This is a genomic window from Nocardia brasiliensis NBRC 14402 (assembly GCF_000308475.2).
Taxonomy (GTDB): Bacteria; Actinomycetota; Actinomycetes; order Mycobacteriales; family Mycobacteriaceae; genus Nocardia; species Nocardia brasiliensis.
Genome location: NZ_BAFT02000077.1, coordinates 22,152 through 41,368, shown reverse-complemented (window position 1 = coordinate 41,368; position 19,217 = coordinate 22,152). Strand labels below are relative to the sequence as shown.

The following is a 19,217-nucleotide window of genomic DNA, read 5'->3' as shown; positions in this document are numbered from 1 at the left end:
AGGCCCTCCGCTCAGCGTCTCCGCTGGCTTCTCGGCTCCGGGTCGGTGTCCGTGTCGCTCTGACTCGAACTAAGTTACGCGCCGGAGAACGCCACGTCAAATCGCCTGCGCAGCCCGAGAATTCGCAGGTCAAGGGGCCTGGCATCGGCCCCTTTCCCGGACGAATCACACGAATGTGACTCAGGCCACCGCAAAGTTCTCGAAACCGGGCGTCCGGTCCTAGTTCTCCAGCGCGTGCTCGGCACCGCGGTGCAGCGGTACCGGGTCCGTCGCGCGGGCGGTGTCGCGGACGATTCCCTTTGCGGCGGAGTTCGCCTGTTCCAGCTGCGGCTTGCGCTCGAAGAGAGTCTTGGTGAGTACGCAGGCCACGTCGGCATCGAGGTTGTCGCGGACGAGCAGCACATTCGGCACGACGATCGCGGGCACGTCTTCGGCCAGTCCATAGGCCGCCGCGGGGATGGTGCCCAGTTCATACGCGGGACTGAGCACGCGCATACCGACCATCTGGTCGGAGGTGTCGAGGAAGCGGAACTCCCCCCTGTTCGATTTGAACAGCTCGCTGAGGCCCGGGGTCGGCAGACCGCCGACGAAGAACAGCGCGTCCAGGGTGCCGTCCTTCATGCCGGCGACGGCCTTACCCAGGTCCAGCCGGTTCACCGCGATATCGCTGTCCGGGTTGAGCCCGCCGGCCCGCAGCACGCGCCGCGCCACCACTTCGGTGCCCGAGGTGGGCGAGCCGGTGGACACGCGCTTACCACGCAGGTCGGCGATCGTGGTGATGTCGGAGTCCGCGCGCACGACGACCTCCACGTAGCTCGGATAGAGCCGGGACAGTGCTTGCACCGGCTGCTTCTTTCCGTCGAAGGTGCCGATGCCGAGCACCGCGTCGGCCGCGGTGTCGGCCTGCGCGAAGGCCACCTGATACTTGCCCGCCACGAGCTGCTGGATGTTCTGCACCGACGCGAGAGTTTCCGCGGCGGTGGCCGTCACCTTCCCGTTGGTCGCCAGGGAGATCTGATCGGCGAGCGCGGCGCCGAGTGCGGAGAAGACGCCCGTCGCGTTGCCGGTGGCGATGCCGAGCTCGGTCGATTGCCGCACCTGACAGGTGACCGGGCCGCCGGCGTCGGTCGGCACCGTCCCGGCACCGTCGCCGCATCCGGTGAGCAGACCCGCAGACAGCGAGCCGACCGCGAAAACTACGACCACTCTTCGCATCTCATCCTCTCTCGACGACGGAGCGACCCTGCTCCACCGCAAAACGAGACGATATCAACGCAGCGCGGCACGCAGGCAGCTAACCGCACAGCTATCCGGCAGCGGCGGCTACTTCATGAACGCGTGTTCGGCGCCGCGATGCAGGACGACCGGCGCGGTGTTGGTGGCCGCGTCACGAGAAATGCCCTTCGCCGCGGAGTTGGCCTGCTCCAGTTGGGGTTTGCGATCGAACAGCGTTTTCGCGAGAACACACGCCAGGTCCGCGTCGAGATCGTCCCGAACGAGCAGGACATTCGGCACGACAATGGTTTTCGCGTCGGCGGGCAGCCCGTAGGTCGCGGCGGGGATGGTGCCTTCCTCGTAGACCGGGCTCAGGTTGCGCATGGCCGAGAGCTGCGGGGTGATGTCGAGGAAGCGGACCTTGTCCTTGGCGGAGGTGAACAGGTCGGTGATACCGGGGGTGGGCAGTCCGCCGGAGAAGAACATGGCGTCGATGGTGCCGTCCTTCATGCCGTCGACCGTTTTGGTGAGATCCAAACGCTGGGCCGAGATGTCGCCGTCCGCGTTCAGGCCCGCGGCCTGCAGCACCCGCTGCGCGATCACCTCGGTGCCCGACTTCGGCGAGCCGGTGGAGACCCGTTTGCCGCGCAGGTCGGCGACGGAGTTGATGCCCGCGTCGGCCCGCACCACCACCTGGGTGTAGTTCGGATACAGCCGCGAAAGCGCTTGCACCGGCTGCTTTTTGCCGTCGAAGCTGCCGGCGCCGGTCACCGCGTCGGCCGCGGTGTCGGCGAGCGAGAACGCGACCTGATAGGTGCCCGCGACCAACTGCTGGATGTTCTGCACGGACGCACCGGTTTCCGCGGCGGTCGCCTTCACCTTGCCGTCGGTGGCCTGCGAGATCTGATCGGCGTAGGCGTTGCCGAGCGCGAAGTACACGCCGGTCGCGTTGCCGGTCGCGATGCCCACCCGCGTTTCCTGTTTCACCGCACACGTGATGGGCGCGCCCGCGTCGTGGTGCGGGGCGTCGCGGCGGCCGCCGCAGCCGACGAGCAGTCCGGCCGACACTACGGTGACGGCGAAAACTATGGCGACTCTTCTCATGTCGTTCTCCTTCGAGCGAGCAACGTGACCCCGATGGCCGCGCTCAGCGCGACCAGTCCGGCAATGAGGGCGCCGGTTTCCAGATACAACAGCAGCAGGCCGCCGACCGCGGCGAGTGCACGGGCGATCGGCCCGGCCGGGCCGATCCCGAGGATCCAGCCGCCGGTGGCGACGGCCAGTGCGGCGACACCGAGGCAGGCGACGAGGGTGGCCCAGATGATGCCGAGCACCGGTCCCCGGCCGAGCAGATACTCGCCCGGTTCGGTCAGCACGAACACGACCGGCACCAGGAACGCCGGTAGCGCGTACTTCAGCGCCTGCCACATGGTCGGCACGGTGCGCGCACCCGTGACCGCGGCCGCGCCGACGGCGGCGAGCGCGGTCGGCGGCGTCACCTCGGACAGCACCGAGTAGTAGAAGACGAACATGGCCGCCGCGGGCGCGGGCACGTCGAGCGCGAGCAGGGCGGGGCCGATGATGACCCAGCCGATGATGAACGACGCGGTGACCGGTACCGCGAGACCGAGCAGTGCCAGCGCGATCGCCGCGAGCACGACGGTGCAGGCCAGCACGACGGTGTGGTTGTCGGACAGGGATTTCGCGAGCCGCACGAGCAGCGCGGCCAGCTGCGAACCGAGGCCGGTTTTGGTGGTCATCGCGGTGATCACGCCCGCGGAGGCGCATACCGCAACCACCGGCAGCGCCGCGCGCACGCCGCTGCCGACGGCGTGGAAGACGTGGCGTGGCGAGCGCGCCAACGCCCGGGTGCGCTTGTCGAGGAAGGCGAGCACGAAAGCGAGCGCGGTGGCGTACACGACTGCGCGGGTGGCACTGACGCCGATCAGCAGCAGCACGACGATCGCGATCAGCGACAGGAAGTGGTACCCGAAGCGCAGCAGCAGCCGCCAGGCGGAGACACCGTCGAACTCCACGCCGGTGGTGCCGAGCCGACGGGCGTCGATCTCCACGGCGAGCAGGATGCCGAGGTAGTAGAGCACCGTGGGAATGAGCGCCCAGCCGAGCACCGTCACATACGACACCTCGAGGTACTCCGCGACGATGAACGCGGCGACCCCCAGGGTGGGCGGCGACAGAATCGCCCCGACTCCGGCCGCGGCGAGCATGCCGCCCGCCTGTTCCGGCGGATATCCGGCCCGCCGCAGGATCGGCCAGGTCACCGCGCCGATGGTCACCGCGGTGGCAGTGCCCGAGCCGGAGACGGTGCCGAGCAGGAAGCCCGAGGCGACCGCGGTGCGTCCGGCGGCGCCGCGGGAACGGCGGAACGCCGCCACCGACAGATCCACGAAGAACTGTGCCGCACCGGAGAATTCGAGCACCGCGCCGTACAGCGTGAACAGCACGATGTAGGTGGCCGCGACGTCGAGCGGGGTGCCGTAGAACCCGCTGCCGGAGTTGTACAGCGCGTCGACGATCTGCCCGAAGTCCAGCCCCGCGTGCGCGACACTCCAGCCTTGCGGCAGGTAGCCGCCGTAGTACCCGTAGGCCAGGAACACCACGCACACCGCGACGAGCACCCAGCCGGTGGTCCGCCGGCACGCCTCCAGCACTAGCACGAGCAGCACCGCGCCCATCCCGACGTCGACGGGATCGAGCAGGCCTTGCCGGTCGAGGAAGGAGTTGTAGCCACCGCCGCCGGAGCCGATCGTCCACGGCAGCACGGGATACAGCGCCACGAATACCGCGAGCACGGCCAGCGACCAGTCGGCGATACCGGGACCGCCGTCCCGATCCAGGAAGCGCAGCCCGGATCGATAGGAGAGGAACACCAGCGGCAGGGTCGCCGCCAGGAAGATCACCAAGTAGTACTGGCTGCCCTGCGGCAGCGGCCGGAACACCTGCCACACCACCAGCAGCGCGACCGCGAACGCGGTCACCGCGACCACCCGCTCGGCCCAGCCGGTCAATTCCCGGGCAGGGCGCTCCTCGTCGTCGACTTCCAGCAGCGACGACCGATCCTCCACGGGCGCCTCGGTCTCCACCTCATCGGGGCCCGTCTTCGGCATGGCGGAACGATAGCAACGCACGACCGTCCGCATGTCCGAATTGAAAGCAAGGGAATTGGTCGCTTTTCAGTTATTCCCGGCCGCCCGAGCGAGTTTCGCGCCGAGGTCGCGCAGCAGCTCCCGCATCTCGGGCGGCTCCCGCACCTCGAAATCCAGACCCAGGTGGGCGATCCGCAACGCGGTCCACTCCAGCGAGTCGGCGGCGGTGCGGATCAGGCAGGTCCGCGCGTCGATCGGTTCGACCTCGTCGGGCCGGACCCGGAAGGTGTCGGCCAGCTCGTCCGCGCCGGCGTGGACGAGCAGGACCACCCGGCGCGCCGGGCGCGAGCGGGCGAGCTGCTCGGCGACGAACGCCGCGGCATCGGCGGTGGGTAATTCCTTTGGCACACAGCGCATCCCGGTACGGAACGGCGCATCGATCCGATCGACGCGAAAGGTGCGCCAATCCTCCCGCTCGATATCCCAGGCGACCAGATACCAGCGCCGGCCGGCGGAGACGAGGCTGTGCGGTTCGGCGAATCGCTTGCTCTCCTGGTCGGCTTTGTCCCGATAGCGGAAACGGATCCGCTCGCCGTCCCGGGCCGCACCGGCCAGAGCGACGAGTGTCTCCGGATCCACCCGCGGTCCGGCCGCCGGGCCACCGAGCGACACGGTGGCGGTGTCGATCGCATCGACGCGTCCGCGCAGCCGCGAGGGCAGCACCTGCTGGAGTTTCACCAGGGCGCGCGCGGCAGATTCCTCGATACCCGCGACCGAGCCCTGCGCGGCGCTGCGCAACCCGAGGGTGATGGCGACCGCTTCGTCGTCGTCGAGCAGCAGCGGGGGCAGCGCGGTGCCTGCTTCCAGCCGATAGCCGCCGATCGAGCCGAGGCTCGCGGATACCGGATAGTCCAGGTCACGCAGCCGCTCGATATCGCGGCGCACCGTGCGCACGGTGATGCCGAGCCGCTCGGCCAGCTCGGGACCGGTCCATTCGCGGCGGGTCTGCAACAGGGACAGCAGCTGGAGTAGTCGCGCGGCGGCGTCGGTCATGTTTCGAGTATTCCCCGCAATGAGGACCGGAACCGTCCGCATTGCGCCCTACCGTCGTCGGCGTGAGTACAGAGCGTGACACCATCCAGATCGTCGGAGCCCGCGAGAACAACCTGCGCAACGTCTCGCTGGCCATTCCCAAGGGCAAGCTCGTGGTTTTCACCGGGGTGTCCGGCTCCGGTAAGTCCTCGATCGTGTTCGGCACCGTCGCGGTCGAGTCGCAGCGCCAGCTCAACGAGACCTTCACCTGGTTCATCCGGAACCGCCTGCCGAAATACGAACGGCCCGAAGCCGATCTCATCGACAACCTGGCGCCCGCGGTGGTGATCGACCAGAAGCCGATCGGCGGTAATTCGCGCTCGACCGTCGGCACGATGACCGATATCCAATCGATCATCCGGGTGCTGTTCTCCCGGCACGGCGTGCCGAGTGCCGGTGAGGCGTCGCGCTATTCGTTCAACGACCCGCTCGGGATGTGCCCGGAATGCGGTGGGCTGGGCCACGTCGTGCGCGCGGACCTGGACAAGCTGCTCGACACCGGGAAGTCGCTCAACGAGGGCGCGATCACGTTCGGGCCGTTCGCGATCGGCACTTTCCAGTGGCAGCTCTATGCCCAGTCGGGCCTGTTCGATCCCGACAAGCCGCTGCGCGACTACACGGCCGAGGAATGGCAGCTGTTCCTGCGCGGCAACGGCTTCCGGGTGCCGCGGCCGAACAGGACCGGGTCGATGGGTAGCAACGCCTATGAGGGCCTGCTCGAACGCCTCGACCGGCTCTACATCAAGCGCGACCTGAGCTCGCTGTCGGAGAAGAACCGGGCCGCGGCGCGCGCGGTCGTCACCGAGGAGATCTGCCCCGACTGTCGCGGCGCGCGCTTGAACGCCGCCGCACTGGCCACCCGGATCGATGGACTGAGCATCGCCGACTACGGCGAGCTCGAGGTGTCCGACCTGATCGGTGTGCTCGGCGCGATCGACGACCGGGTGGCCGCGCCCATCGCCGAGTCGGCGATCGCCCGGCTGCGCCGGATCGAGGAGGTCGGTCTCGGCTATCTCTCGCTCGGCCGGGAGACTTCGACGCTGTCCGGCGGTGAAGCCCAGCGGCTCAAGGTGGTTCGGCACCTCGGTTCGAGTCTCACCGGCATGACCTACATCTTCGACGAACCGAGCGTCGGCATGCATCCGCGCGACGTCGGCCGATTGAACAGCCTGCTGATCCAGTTGCGCGACAAGGGGAACACCGTACTGGTGGTCGAACACTCCCCCGACGTGATCGCGGTCGCCGACCATGTGGTGGACATGGGGCCGGGTGCGGGCGGGCACGGCGGGCAGGTGGTGTTCGAGGGCTCGCTCGAAAAGCTGCGCGCCTCCGGCACTTCGACGGGCGAGCGACTGCGCCGGGTACGGCCGGTCAAGGACCGTGCGCGCCGGCCCACCGGTTGGCTCACCGTCGCCGAGGTCGATCGCTACAACCTGAAGAACGTCACCGCGCAGTTCCCGACCGGCGTGCTGACTGCGGTCACCGGGGTGGCCGGTTCCGGGAAGAGCACCCTGGTCTCGGGCGCGTTCCTGGCCGCGCATCCGGGCGCGATCGCGGTGAACCAGTCGGCCATTCACGCGTCCCGCCGCTCCAGCCCGGCCACCTACATCGGCATCATGGAGCCGCTGCGGCAGGCGTTCGCCCGGGCGCACAACGTCAAGCCGGGGTTGTTCAGCTTCAACTCCGACGGCGCGTGCGCCGAATGCGGCGGCGCCGGTGTGATTTTCACCGACCTGGCGTACATGGACCCGATCACCACCGTGTGCCAGACCTGTCACGGCAGGCGCTATCGCCCCGACGTGCTCGGCTATACCGTGCGTGGTGTGTCCATCGCGGATGTGCTGGAGATGACCGCCGAACAGGCGCTGGACTTCTGGGACGGGCACGACGACAGCAAGATTCGCCCGCCGCTGCGCGCGCTCAACGAGGTCGGGCTCGGCTACCTGACGCTGGGCCGCTCGCTCAGTTCGTTGTCGGGTGGGGAGCGCCAGCGCATCAAACTGGCCGATCACCTGCACCGCAGCGGCGGGATCTACGTGCTCGACGAACCGACCACGGGGCTGCACATGGCCGATGTCGACACGCTGCTCGCCCTGCTGGACCGCTTGGTCGATGCGGGCAACACGGTGATCGTCATCGAGCACGATCTCGATGTCGTCAAACGCGCGGACTGGGTCATCGACCTGGGACCGGACGGCGGCAAGCACGGCGGCGAGATCGTGTTCACCGGAACGCCCGCGGCGCTGCTCGACGACCCGCAGTCGATCACCGCGGACTACCTGCGGCGCAGTGTGGTGCCCCACGACTGAGCGGATCGCGAGGATGATGGTGGATATGGCGATGCGCGAGGTGGTGAGCGCGGGACCGTTCACGCGAATCTATGACCCCGGCGCCGGGGAGGCGGAGGACTGGTACATCAACGACCACACGATCGTTCGGGAACCGAAGGGGCGTCTGCACCTGTTCGGCATCACGCATCCCGAGCCCGCGGACCCGTTCGACGAAACCGAATTCGCCCATGCGACGGCGCGCGAGTTGCTGGGCCCGTGGGTGAAACAGCGCCCCGCCCTTCATGTGGACCGTGACTACGGCGAAACCCATTTGTGGGCACCGTTCGTCATCGAAGCCCATCGGCGGTACTACATGTTCTACGCGGGGGGCGGTGCCGACCGGACCGCCGCGGCGATCAACCTGGCCACCTCGACCGATCTGTTCCATTGGGTGCGAAGACGTTCGGGCCCGCTGTTCCGGGACGGCTACGACGCCCGCGACCCGATGGTGACCAGGGTCGGCGATCAGTGGGTGATGTACTACTGCGCGACCAGCACCCCCGCCGGCGGGCATCACGTGGTCGCCTATCGCACCAGCAGCGATCTGGTGCACTGGGGGCATCGGCACATCGCCTACACCGATCCGACGAAAGGCACCGAGGCCGGAAACACCGAGTCCCCCTTCGTGGTCCAGCAGGACGGCTGGTGGTATCTGTTCATCGGCCCGCGGCCGACCTACGTCGGCACCGACGTCTTCCGTAGTGACAGCCCGTTCCGGTTCCGGATCGGCGACAAGATCGGCCATATCGCCGCGCACGCCGCCGAGGTGCTGCCGGACGCGGACCGCTGGTGGATCACCAGCGCGGGCTGGGGTCAGGGCGGGGTGCACCTCGCGCCGCTGCGGTTCCCGCGGCCGCGCGAGCCGCATACCGCGAAAGTGGTGCCACGGTAGGTTCGGGTGGTCGCTGCGGCTCACTCACGGGAGGTCTCGGGTATGGCTGGTCCCCTGTTTCTCGGCGTCGATATCGGCACCGCCAGTTCGAAGGGCGTGCTGACCCGCGCGGACGGCAGCGTGATCGCCAGATCCGAACGGATGCACGGGGTCTCGACGCCTGAGCCGGGGTGGGTAGAGCACGACGCGGAAACGGTGTGGTGGGCCGATTTCGCCGCCATCGTCGGCGACCTCGTCGCCGCGGCCGACGGTGCCGGACTCGCCGGACTCGCGGTTTCGGGCATCGGGCCCTGTCTGCTGCCCGCCGACGCGCACGGCACACCGCTGCGACCCGCCATCCTGTACGGCGTCGACACCCGGGCCACCGCCGAGATCGCCCATTTGGAAAGCGAATTCGGCGCGCGGGCGGTGTTGCGCCGGGCCGGCTCGCCGCTGACCAGCCAGGCCGTCGGGCCCAAACTGCGCTGGCTGGCCGCGCACGAACCGCACATCCACGCCCGCACCGAACTGCTGCTGATGGCCAGTTCCTTTCTGGTGCACCGCCTCACCGGCCGCTACGTGCTCGACCATCAATCCGCGAGCCAGTGCGTGCCGATGTACGACCTGCGGCGGCGCGAGTGGGCCGCCGACTGGGCCGAGCAGGTGGCACCCGGCCTGCGGCTGCCGGAACTGGCCTGGCCGACCGAGGTGGTCGGCCGGGTCACCCCCGCGGCCGCGGCGAGCACCGGTCTGCCCGTGGGACTTCCGGTCACCACCGGCACCGTCGATGCCTGGGCCGAGGCCACGGCCGTCGGCGTGCGCGCACCCGGCGATGCCATGATCATGTATGGCACGACGTTGTTCCTGGTGCAGGTGCTGACCGAGCCGAACCCACATCCCGGTCTCTGGAGTACCTGCGGAACCTGGCCGGGCACATACACTCTCGCGGCGGGCATGGCCACCGCGGGCGCGGTGACGGACTGGCTGCGCGAACTGGTCGGCGGCGAATTCGCCGACCTCGTCGCGGCGGCCGCCGACGTCCCCCCGGGCAGCAACGGACTACTGGCACTGCCCTATTTCGCCGGCGAGCGCACCCCGCTGTTCGATCCGGCCGCCAGAGGTATCGTCGCCGGGCTCACCCTGCGCCACGGGCGCGCGGAGCTGTATCGGGCGGTGCTGGAAGGCATCGCGTACGGCGTGCGGCACAATCTCGCGGCGATGACCGAGGCGGGCGGCCGGGCGGGACGGCTGGTCGCGGTCGGCGGCGGCACCAAGGGCGGTCTGTGGACCCAGATCGTCTCCGACGTCACCGGACTGCCCCAGCAACTGCCCGCCGACACGATCGGCGCTTGTCTCGGCGACGCGATGCTCGCGGCCGAGGCCGCCGGGGTGGACACCCGCGACTGGAATCCGATCGTCGGCACCGTAGAGCCACGCCCCGGGCACACGGCCGACTACGATTCCTACTACCAGCACTACCGTGAGCTCTACGAACGCACTACCGATATCGCGCACTTCCTGGCGAGCGAACAACACCGTACCGGGGCGAGTTCCTGATCTTCGCGCGCTGTGCGAAGATGCACGGTTGCTCTGTCGGACACCTATGCGAGGACCACATGCCCACCCAGACCCTGACCCAGCAGAACTTCGACTCCGTGATCACCGGCAATCACATCGTGCTGGTGGACTGGTGGGCCGGCTGGTGTGGTCCGTGCCGGCAGTTCGCGCCGATCTTCGAATCGTCCGCGGAACGCCATCCGGACATCGTGCACGCGAAGGTGGACACCGAGGCCGAGCAGGAACTCGCCGCGCGGGCCCAGATCACCAGTATCCCGACGGTGATGGCGTTCCGGGAAGGCCTGCTCGTCTACGCCGAGGCCGGGGTGCCCGCGCCGGGCACGCTGGACGAATTGATCGAGCAGGTCAAATGGCTGGACATGGACCAGTTCCGCCGCGAGGTGGCCCGGCACCAGCAGGCGCAGGAGCCTGAGTACCCGTCGACCGCGCCGGTGCCGGCGACCGCCGGCGCCTCCAGAGCGGCGGGGCTGGCACCGACCGCGAGCAAGTACGGCTGGCCGGGGCTGTGACCGCCCGGCGCCGGTCGGAGCTGTGGCTGCTCGACGATACGCGGACGCGGTCGGTGAGCGCCGAGAATCCCACCGGCGCTCCCGGCGGCGGCGCCCGCGCGACGACCGGTACCGGCGCGCACGCGGCCCGGCTGCTCGGCCCCGGCTGGAAGATCTCGCCGTCGATCATGCTCGGCGACGGTGAAACCGCCACGCTGGCCGATGTTTCCGGCCCCGGCGTGCTGCGGCACTGCTGGCTCACCACCGACCGTGCGGTCCTGCGTGCGATGACGCTGCGCATGTACTGGGACGATGCGGCCGAGCCCGCGATCGACGTGCCGCTCGGCGACTTCTTCTGCAACGGCTGGGACGAACTGGCACTCGTCGATTCGGAAATGGTGGTGGTCGCCCCGGCGGGCGGCCTGAACAGCTACTGGCCCATGCCGTTTCGCCGGCGGGCGCGGATCACGCTGGAAAACCACTGCGGCCGTACGGTTCCGGTGTACTACCAGATCACCTACGGCGAAGAGGACGTGCCGGGCGAAGCCGGGTATCTGCACGCACGCTGGTCCCGCAGTGCACCGCTGGGCAGTCCCGCGGTGCACACCCTGCTCGAGACCGGTCCCGCGCGCGGCCGCTATGTCGGCACGTACCTGGCGATACGGCCGGGCGCGCCCCGCTGGTGGGGCGAGGGCGAGCTGAAGTTCTATCTCGACGGCGACGACGAATATCCGTCGCTGTGCGGCACGGGCACCGAGGACTACTTCGGTGGCGCATGGAATTTCGATATGGACGGGAAATACCGGACCTACTCGACCGCGTATCTCGGCCTGCCGCAGGCATTGCCCGCCGACGAGATCTACCAGGCGCACCAGCGTTTCGGCATGTACCGCTGGCATGTGCACGACCCCATCTGCTTCCATCGCGAACTGCGCGTCACCGTGCAGGGACTCGGCTGGCGCGACAGCGACACCTATCTCCCGCTCGAAGACGCGGAGATCGCGACCACCGCATGGTGGTATCAGGAGGTACCGCCGTCCGCCTGATCGGTCGGGTCGTCCACGTCCGCGAGCAGTTCGTCCGCTCGCGCCAGCGCGTCGTCCATGCTCGACCCGATATCGTCGAGCACCGACAGCCCGCCGAGCAGATCGTCGAACTCGCGCAGTACCGACCGGACCTCCTCCACCGCCGGGTCGACGCGGTACCAGGCGACCGACTCACGCCACCATGGGTTCTCGTCGATCCAGGCAAACATGACGTCGCGGACCATGCGAGGCTCGGAGGTGTACATCTGGAAGATCTCGGTCGCGTTGCCGGCGCAGTATTCCAGTTCGTACATGCCGTCGGGGAGCAGTCGCGCCCGGAGGTAGTCGTGCGCACCGCGTTCGAGTTCGATGGACGGATCCCGCGGACTGTGCGGTTCGTCGAGAATCTCCGTGAGCAACGCGTCGGTCAACTCCGGCACCGGCGTTCCGGCACCGGTCCGGACATGCACGTCGGCAGGTCGGTCCGGATCGTCGGTCACCGGGCCAGTGTGCCCGATCCCGGGATCGAATACCCGAAATGCCTCGTGCGAAGGCGTTTCGGGTGCACAGTGGACTGATGTGTGCCGTGGTGATCGAGGGTGACAGCAGGCGGAGACAGCACCGATGACGCTGGTCGCGGGGGTGGACAGCTCCACCCAGTCCTGCAAAGTGGTGGTCTGCGACGCGGTGACCGGCGAACTCCGGCACGAGGCGCACGCGCCGCATCCGGAGGGTACCGAGGTCGCGCCGCAGGCCTGGTGGGACGCGTTGTGCGCGGCGGGCGCCGGACTGCTCGAGCAGGTGGCGGCGGTGGCGATCGCCGGTCAGCAGCACGGCTTGGTCGCACTCGACGCCGCGGGTCACCCGGTGCGCGACGCGCTGCTGTGGAACGACGTCCGCTCCGCGGCCGCGGCAGCCGAACTCGTCACCGAATTGGGTGGGCCGCAGGCGTGGGCCGAGGCCGTCGGCAGCGTTCCGGTGGCCGCGTTCACCGTGGCGAAACTGCGCTGGCTGGCCGATCACGAACCGGACCGCGCCGACCGGGTCGCCCGGATCATGCTCCCGCACGACTATCTCACCTGGCGGTTGCGCGGCGGAGCCGCCGAACCGACCACCGACCGGGGTGACGCCTCCGGCACCGGCTACTGGTCGGCGGCCACCGGCGGGTATCGGAAAAACCTGCTCGCCCTTGGCTTCCGGGGGCGCACGCCGGAACTACCCCGCGTACTCGGCCCGGCCGAAGCCGCCGGGCGGACGCCGTCGGGCGTGCTGGTCGCGGCGGGCACCGGCGACAATGCCGCGGCCGCACTGGGACTCGGCATCGGCGACGGCGACGTGGTCGTCTCGCTCGGCACCAGCGGCACGGTCTTCGCCCGCGCCGAACGGCCCAGCGCCGACGCCACCGGCGCGATCGCCGGATTCGCCGATGCGACCGGCGCTTTCCTGCCGCTGGTGTGCACGCTCAACGCGGCGCGGGTGCTGAGTGCCACGGCGGACCTGCTCGGCGTCGACCTGCCCACGCTCGAAACGCTTGCGGCACAGGCACCTCCGGGTGCGGACGGGCTGGTCCTGCTCCCCTATCTCGCCGGTGAGCGCACGCCGAACCGGCCGGACGCGACCGGCAGTCTGCACGGCCTGTGCGCGGCGACCATGCGCCCCGGCCATATCGCCCGCGCCGCCTTCGAAGGCATGCTCTGCAACATGGCCGAGGCGCTCGACGCGATCCGCGCCGCCGGCGTCGCGCCGCGGCGCGTCCTGCTGATCGGCGGCGCGGCGCGCTCTGCGTTGGTCGCCACGATCGCGGCGCAGATCTTCGCGACGCCGATCACGGTGCCCGAACCCGCCGAATACGTCGCGCTGGGCGCGGCGCGACAGGCCGCGTGGGCGCTCGCGGGCACGCCGCAGCCACCCGACTGGCCCGCTCGGCCCGCCGGCGCAGTGCAGTCCTCGGCCGACGACGCCGCGACCGGTGCGGCGATCCGCGCACGCTATCGGCAGGCGCAGACCGCGCTGTACGGCGGCTGATCAGGACCGATCCGCCCGCAGGATGAGCCGCGGCGGCAAACGTGCAACCATGTATCCAATACCCGCAGTAGCAGATACTGGGTGCTGGTCGAAGGAGCTCAGATGACGGCGTGCGACTTGGTCATCCGTGGTGGATCGGTGTTCGACGGCACGGGAGCACCGCCACGCACCGCCGATGTGGGCATCACCGCGGGCAAGGTCGTGACGATCAGTGCCGCCCCGCTGCCCGACGGCGCGCGCAACGTGGACGCCACCGGCAAGTGGGTCATCCCGGGCATGCTCGACGTGCACACCCACTACGACGCGGAGGTGCTCGGCAGCCCCGGCCTCGGCGAGTCGGTGCGCCACGGCGTCACCTCGGTGGTGATCGGCAATTGCTCACTGTCCACGGTCTATTCGACGGCCGAGGACTGCGCCGACATGTTCGCGCGGGTGGAAGCATTGCCGTGGGACGCCGTGCACTCGGCCGTCAAGGAGCACAAGGACTGGGAAAGCCCACTGGCGTATCGGGACTCGCTCGCCGCGCGGCCACTCGGTGCGAATGTCGCGGCGCTGCTCGGGCATTCGGACATCCGCGTCGCCGTGATGGGGCTCGGCCGAGCCACCGACGCGACCGTCACCCCGACTCACGACGAGCTGAATCGCATGCGGCACATGCTCACCGACGCGCTGGACGCGGGCTTCCTCGGCCTGTCCACCATCCGCAGCTCGTTCTCCAAGCTGGAGGGCGCCCGCTTCCCGGCCCGGCAGCTGCCGTCCACCTATGCGAGCTGGCGGGAGTACGCGGCGCTGAACAAGATTCTGCGGCAACGCGATCGGATCCATCAGAGCACGCCGAATCTGACCTCCCGGCTCGAGATCGCCCGCTACTTCGCCGAGAGCGCAGGGCGGTTCCGCAAACCGCTAAAGACCACGCTGATCGCGGGCATGGACGTCAAGGCCGATCGCACCACCGCGCGGGCCGCGGCTACGGCGGCCTGGATCGCGAACACGGTCGGCGGCGCCGCGTTCCGCTGGCAGCACCTGCCGGTGCCGTTCGAGGTCTACGCCGACGGTGTCGATCTGGTGGTCTTCGAGGAGTTCGGCTCGGGCGTCGCGGCGCTCAACATCCGCGACGTGCTGAAGCGCGGCGAGCTGCTGGCCGACGAGTCCTACCGGCGGCAGTTCCGCAAGGACCTGGCCAAGAAGTACGGCCCCCGGGTCTGGCATCGCGACCTCTACGACGCCCGGATCGTGGCCTGCCCGGAGGCCGAGGTGGTCGGCAAGTCGTTCGGCCAGGTGGCCGACGAGCGCGGTATCCATCCGGCGGACGCACTGCTCGACCTGGCCGTCGCGCACGGCACCGGGCTGCGCTGGCGCACGGTCATCGCCAACGACCGCGAAGAGGTGCTCGACCGGCTGCAACAGTCGCCGGTGATGCAGGTCGGCTTCGCCGATTCCGGTGCGCACCTGCGCAATATGGCGTTCTACAACTTCGGGCTGCGCATGCTCGAGCGGGTGCACCAGCGCGGCTTCATGCCCGTCGAGCGGGCCGTGCATCGGCTGACCGGTGAGCTGGCCGACTGGTACGGCCTGGACACCGGCCGCCTGCGCGAAGGCGCGCGCGCCGACCTGGCCGTGCTGGACCCGGCGGGCTTCGACGGGTCCAGTGCCGCCTACGCGGAAGCTCCGGTTCCCGGCATCACCGGCCTGGATCGCATGGTCAACCGCAACGATCGGGCCGTCGCGGCCACCGTGGTCGGCGGCCATCTCGTCTATGAATACGGCGAGTTCGCGCCGGGGTTCGGCAGCACCTTGCGCGCGGGGGCCTTCCTCACCGCGCAGTAGCTCGGCCCAGCTACTGCGTCTCTCGCGACACGCCGTGCGACACACGGACGACTGCTTGTCCGCAACGTCCCATTAGACCGACCAGTTTCGTGATTGGGTGACGTCTCAGGATGTGGGAAGGACGGGTCGCGACGAGGAGACGGCGATGGCGGAGGTGCGCAGGGCGATCATCGACGAGCGGGCCGAGCTCGCCGAGTTGCTCACGGGTTTCGACCATGCGGCGTGGGACGCGCCGACGCTGTGCCGCGGCTGGCGGGTGCGCGAGGTGGTCGCCCACATCACCGTGCCGTTCCGCCTGACCGGCACTCGCCTCGCCGTCGAATTCGTCCGTGCGGGCGGCAATTTCGACCGGATCGCCAACCACACCGCGCGCGTCGACGCCGCCGCGCTGACCTCGGGCCAATTGCTGAAATCGCTCTGGGACAACGTCGGACATCCGTGGCGGCCACCGGGGTGCGGGGCGGTGCACGCGCTGGGCCACGACATTGTGCACGGCCTCGACATCACCGTCGCGCTGGGATTGGACCGCAAGGTGCCCCACGATCGCCTACGCCTGGTCCTGGACCTGATCAACCCGCGCTGTGTCGAGTTCTTCGGAACCGACCTGACCGGTGTCGAGTTGCGTGCCGACGACCTGGACTGGAGCTATGGCACCGGTGCGGTCGTCACGGGCAACGCGCAGGACCTGTTGCTCGTGGCGTGCGGACGGACGCTACCGGCCCGGCGGTTGCGTGGCGACCACGCGGCCCGGTTCACCCGTAGCCGTCGGCGGGCGAAAAGGAGGCGCCGCCGCTGACCGTGCCGAGCTACAGTCGGCCGGATGAACTGGATCGCGCCCGAAGTGCCCCGAACCGCGGCCCCGCACGTCGCCGACGAGCGATCGATGTTGCAGGGCTGGTTGGACTTTCACCGTCGCACCCTCTTGGCGAAATGCGCGGGCCTCGACGACGAGCAGCTCCGGCGCAGTTCCGCCGAGCCGTCGACGCTGACCCTGCTCGGCCTGGTCCGGCATCTGACCGAGGTGGAACGCGGCTGGTTCCGGCTCACGGCGGCGGCCATGGACGTGCCCTACGCCTATGGCAGCGAGGACGATCCCGACGGTGATTTCGACCTGCGCGAAGCCGACGCCGCAACGGATTTCGCGACCTTTCGGCGGGAGATCGAACTGTCCGACGCCGCGGTGGCCGATCTGCCCCTGGACCACACCTTCCGGCACCCGCGGCGACCCGAACTCGAATACAACCTGCGCTGGATCTATCTGCACATGATCGAGGAGTACGCCAGGCACAACGGCCACGCCGACCTGCTGCGCGAACGCATCGACGGAACCACCGGCGCCTGAACGGATTTCACAGCTGCCGGGCGCTGACCCAGGACGCGACCTGTGCCCGTGAGGTGAACCCCAGCTTGGTCAGGATGTGGTCGACGTGGCTTTCCGCGGTACGAATCGAGATGACCAGTTCCGCGGCGATCCGCTTGTTGCTGTAGCCGGCCGCGACCAGCCGGGCGACATCGCGTTCCCGGCGGGTCAGCGGCGCGGCCGCCGCCGCTTTCGGTTCCACCGGCGCTTCGGTGCCGAGGGCGAAGCGGACCGCCTCGTCGAAGGTGAGCGCCCCACCGCTGTCGAAGGCGGACCGGAAACTCTTGTCCCCCAGCACGTCGCGGACCTGCGACCGGACCCGCTCGCCGATCGTGTCGGTCATCGCGTGCGCGAGATGCTGGGTGCTGCCGCTGCGTACCGTCGCCGCGGCGCCCATCAGCCGTGCGGCGCGGGGGTGCTCCCCCACCGCGGCCGCGGCCCAGGCCAGGCCGTCGAAGGCCGAGGCCGTCCACACGCACCGATCGAACAGCCGCAACTGTTCCACCGCGCGGCGCAGTTCCGCGATCGCCTTGTCCGCGTCACCGTTTCGCCAGTGGTCGGTGCCGACCGCCCACGAGGCGAGCCCGCCGAGCAGATGCGAACCGTGCTCGGTGGCCTTGCGCAGGAATCGCTCGGCCAGGCCGCTCGCCCGGTCGTCGGAGAGCACCATCGCGCAGACATAGGCGAACGCAAGGCTTTCCATTTCCGTGCCGTGATGGGCGCACGCCCGGGCGCGCGCGGCGGCGGCCTCGGCGAGTTCCAGCGCGCCGACCGGATCGGCATCGGCGAACGCGAGCACCGAGGCGAGCAGCATGGCCTCGACGAGCACCTCCTCGGCGGCCAGTTCCGTCGCGATCGCCACGCATTCGTCCAGGAAGCCGTGTGCCACCGCGGGATCGGCGAACATGGCGGCGATCACCGAGGCGGCGGCCAGCGCGCGGGCCCGGTCGACGGTGTGCGCGAGATCCTTGCCGAGGGCGTCGGTCAGCCACCGATAGCCTTCGCGCAGAAAGCGGTAGTGCTCCCAGAACGGCCGCAGCTCCGAGGCGATCTGCAGACCGCGGTGCACGCCCTCCGGGTCGGCCAGCGCGAACTGCAGGGCCGCACGCAGATTCGCGTGTTCGCGGGTGACGTCACGGAACCAGCCGACGTCGGCGTCGCCCCAGTATTCGATGCGGCCGCGCTGGGCGATCCGGTAGTAGTGGTCGCGGTGGCGCAGCCGGACGCTGCGCTCGTCGCCGCGGGCCACCAGGCGAGCCAGCGCGAACTGCCGCAGCGGTTCGAGCATGGTGTAGCGGCCCGCACCGTCCTGGCCCTGATTGCCGAAACTCAGCACCGATTTCTCGACCAGACCGGTGAGCGCGTCGAGCAGGGCGCCCGGCGGCTCGAGCACGCAGACCGCCTCGGCGGCGGTGAGGTCGAAACCGCCCGCGAAAACAGCCAATTGCTCCCAGAGATGCTGCTCGTCCGGGGTGCACAGGTCGTAGCTCCAGCGGATCGTCGCCTCGAGCGTCTGCTGCCGCTCGGGGGCGGTGCGCAATCCCGTCGTCAGCAGGCGCATGGTGTCGTCGAGTCGTTCCAGCACCTGTGCCGGAGTGAACGCGCGCAGCCGTAACGCCGCCAGCTCCAGCGCCAGCGGGATGCCTTCCAGCCGTGCGCAGATCGCGGCCAGTGTGCCGAGACCGGCTGCGGTGGCCTGGAATTCGGGATTCGCCGCGGAGGCGCGGTCGATCAGCAACCGTAACGCGGCGTTGTCGGCGGTCTCGACGGCGCCGGACTCGTCGGCCGGCTCGGGTACCGGCAGCGGCGCCACCGGCAGGATCTGCTCCCCCTCGACCCCGAGCGGCTCCCGGCTGGTCGCGAGCACCCGCACGTCCGGGGTGCCCGCGAGCAGCCGATCGACCAGCGCCGCGCACGCGCCGATCAGGTGCTCGCAGTTGTCGAGGATCAGCAGCAGGTGTTTGTCGCCCAGATACTCGATCAGCCCGGCCACCGGCAGGCTGGTGTCGTCGCGCAGGCCGAGCGCCTGCGCGACGCTCGGCGCCACCAACTCACCGTCGTTGACCGGAGCCGCCTCGACCAGCCACACGCCGTCCGGGAAGGCCCGGCGCACCGCGTCACCGACCCGCCGGGCCAGCCGGGTCTTGCCGACGCCGCCCGGCCCGGTGAGCGTGAGCAGCCGGGTGCCCGACAGCAGTTTTCTGGCAGTGGCGACTTCGCTGCCCCGCCCGACGAAGCTGGTCACTTCGGCCGGGAGGTTACCTGTCACGTGCCGCGCCACGCCGATTACCTTCGCACG

At 69.6% G+C, this 19,217-nt stretch carries 14 protein-coding genes and 1 pseudogene; 9 read left to right on the top strand and 6 right to left on the bottom strand.

Translation table 11 applies throughout. From position 1 onward, the window contains the following. Positions 1–219: 219 nt before the first annotated feature. The 4 genes from TY25_RS27835 to TY25_RS27820 form a co-directional block, all read right to left on the bottom strand. Positions 220–1,215, bottom strand: a complete 996-nt coding sequence (locus TY25_RS27835; protein ID WP_042260900.1) for a TAXI family TRAP transporter solute-binding subunit — start codon at positions 1,213–1,215, stop codon at positions 220–222. A gap of 108 nt (positions 1,216–1,323) precedes the next feature. After that, positions 1,324–2,319, bottom strand: coding sequence for a TAXI family TRAP transporter solute-binding subunit (locus tag TY25_RS27830; protein WP_042260898.1), 996 nt, complete (start codon positions 2,317–2,319; stop codon positions 1,324–1,326). Beyond that, on the bottom strand, positions 2,316–4,343 hold the full coding sequence (locus TY25_RS27825) for a TRAP transporter permease (RefSeq protein ID WP_042260910.1): 2,028 nt from the start codon (positions 4,341–4,343) through the stop codon (positions 2,316–2,318). Before TY25_RS27825 ends, TY25_RS27830 begins: the two co-directional genes overlap by 4 nt. 66 nt (positions 4,344–4,409) lie before the next feature. Further along, a complete protein-coding gene (locus TY25_RS27820; RefSeq protein WP_042260896.1) occupies positions 4,410–5,375 on the bottom strand; it encodes a helix-turn-helix transcriptional regulator in 966 nt (321 codons plus the stop codon). Positions 5,376–5,437: 62 nt separating this feature from the next. On the opposite strand from TY25_RS27820, the gene TY25_RS27815 reads away from it, so the two are divergent. The 5 genes and pseudogenes from TY25_RS27815 to TY25_RS27795 all read left to right on the top strand — a co-directional run bounded on the left by TY25_RS27815 (position 5,438) and on the right by TY25_RS27795 (position 11,727). After that, on the top strand, positions 5,438–7,723 hold the full coding sequence (locus tag TY25_RS27815; RefSeq protein WP_052383230.1) for an ATP-binding cassette domain-containing protein: 2,286 nt from the start codon (positions 5,438–5,440) through the stop codon (positions 7,721–7,723). A gap of 25 nt (positions 7,724–7,748) precedes the next feature. Next, positions 7,749–8,636 carry a glycoside hydrolase family protein gene (locus TY25_RS27810; protein ID WP_226887377.1) on the top strand — a complete coding sequence of 296 codons (888 nt, stop codon included), beginning with the start codon at positions 7,749–7,751 and terminating at the stop codon, positions 8,634–8,636. A gap of 42 nt (positions 8,637–8,678) precedes the next feature. Further along, complete coding sequence (locus TY25_RS27805; protein WP_042260892.1) at positions 8,679–10,172, top strand: FGGY-family carbohydrate kinase; 1,494 nt, start codon at positions 8,679–8,681, stop codon at positions 10,170–10,172. A 59-nt stretch (positions 10,173–10,231) separates the two neighbouring features. Next, a pseudogene (gene trxA, locus TY25_RS27800) lies at positions 10,232–10,597 on the top strand (thioredoxin); the annotation flags it as partial. Between the two features lie 158 nt (positions 10,598–10,755). After that, entirely contained in the window at positions 10,756–11,727 is a 972-nt protein-coding gene (locus TY25_RS27795; RefSeq protein ID WP_226887378.1) for a glycoside hydrolase family 172 protein, read from the top strand. Here the strand turns inward: TY25_RS27795 and TY25_RS27790 are convergent. Further along, positions 11,703–12,206, bottom strand: a complete 504-nt coding sequence (locus TY25_RS27790; protein WP_042260887.1) for a hypothetical protein — start codon at positions 12,204–12,206, stop codon at positions 11,703–11,705. The two genes, TY25_RS27795 and TY25_RS27790, sit on opposite strands and share 25 nt — an antisense overlap. 124 nt (positions 12,207–12,330) lie before the next feature. On the opposite strand from TY25_RS27790, the gene xylB reads away from it, so the two are divergent. The 4 genes from xylB (at position 12,331) to TY25_RS27770 (ending at position 16,900) form a co-directional block, all read left to right on the top strand. Further along, positions 12,331–13,731: a xylulokinase gene (xylB, locus tag TY25_RS27785; RefSeq protein WP_042260885.1), complete on the top strand. Its 1,401-nt coding sequence runs from the start codon at positions 12,331–12,333 to the stop codon at positions 13,729–13,731. A 102-nt stretch (positions 13,732–13,833) separates the two neighbouring features. Further along, positions 13,834–15,558 carry an N-acyl-D-amino-acid deacylase family protein gene (locus tag TY25_RS27780; protein ID WP_042260883.1) on the top strand — a complete coding sequence of 575 codons (1,725 nt, stop codon included), beginning with the start codon at positions 13,834–13,836 and terminating at the stop codon, positions 15,556–15,558. Positions 15,559–15,703: 145 nt separating this feature from the next. Beyond that, on the top strand, positions 15,704–16,354 hold the full coding sequence (locus tag TY25_RS27775; protein ID WP_042260906.1) for a maleylpyruvate isomerase family mycothiol-dependent enzyme: 651 nt from the start codon (positions 15,704–15,706) through the stop codon (positions 16,352–16,354). 24 nt (positions 16,355–16,378) lie between these two features. Continuing rightward, entirely contained in the window at positions 16,379–16,900 is a 522-nt protein-coding gene (locus tag TY25_RS27770) for a DinB family protein (RefSeq protein WP_042260880.1), read from the top strand. A 7-nt stretch (positions 16,901–16,907) separates the two neighbouring features. On the opposite strand, the gene TY25_RS27765 is transcribed toward TY25_RS27770, so the two are convergent. Then, on the bottom strand, positions 16,908–19,187 hold the full coding sequence (locus TY25_RS27765; RefSeq protein WP_042260904.1) for a LuxR C-terminal-related transcriptional regulator: 2,280 nt from the start codon (positions 19,185–19,187) through the stop codon (positions 16,908–16,910). Positions 19,188–19,217: the final 30 nt, after the last annotated feature.

What these genes read in the sequence shown, in the direction of transcription:
- TY25_RS27835 (WP_042260900.1), bottom strand. Translation starts at nt 1,215, where the DNA reads ATGCGAAGAGTGGTCGTAGTTTTCGCGGTCGGCTCGCTGTCTGCGGGT.
- TY25_RS27830 (WP_042260898.1), bottom strand. Translation starts at nt 2,319, where the DNA reads ATGAGAAGAGTCGCCATAGTTTTCGCCGTCACCGTAGTGTCGGCCGGA.
- TY25_RS27825 (WP_042260910.1), bottom strand. Translation starts at nt 4,343, where the DNA reads ATGCCGAAGACGGGCCCCGATGAGGTGGAGACCGAGGCGCCCGTGGAG.
- TY25_RS27820 (WP_042260896.1), bottom strand. Translation starts at nt 5,375, where the DNA reads ATGACCGACGCCGCCGCGCGACTACTCCAGCTGCTGTCCCTGTTGCAG.
- TY25_RS27810 (WP_226887377.1), top strand. Translation starts at nt 7,749, where the DNA reads ATGGCGATGCGCGAGGTGGTGAGCGCGGGACCGTTCACGCGAATCTAT.
- TY25_RS27805 (WP_042260892.1), top strand. Translation starts at nt 8,679, where the DNA reads ATGGCTGGTCCCCTGTTTCTCGGCGTCGATATCGGCACCGCCAGTTCG.
- xylB (WP_042260885.1), top strand. Translation starts at nt 12,331, where the DNA reads ATGACGCTGGTCGCGGGGGTGGACAGCTCCACCCAGTCCTGCAAAGTG.
- TY25_RS27780 (WP_042260883.1), top strand. Translation starts at nt 13,834, where the DNA reads ATGACGGCGTGCGACTTGGTCATCCGTGGTGGATCGGTGTTCGACGGC.
- TY25_RS27775 (WP_042260906.1), top strand. Translation starts at nt 15,704, where the DNA reads ATGGCGGAGGTGCGCAGGGCGATCATCGACGAGCGGGCCGAGCTCGCC.
- TY25_RS27770 (WP_042260880.1), top strand. Translation starts at nt 16,379, where the DNA reads ATGAACTGGATCGCGCCCGAAGTGCCCCGAACCGCGGCCCCGCACGTC.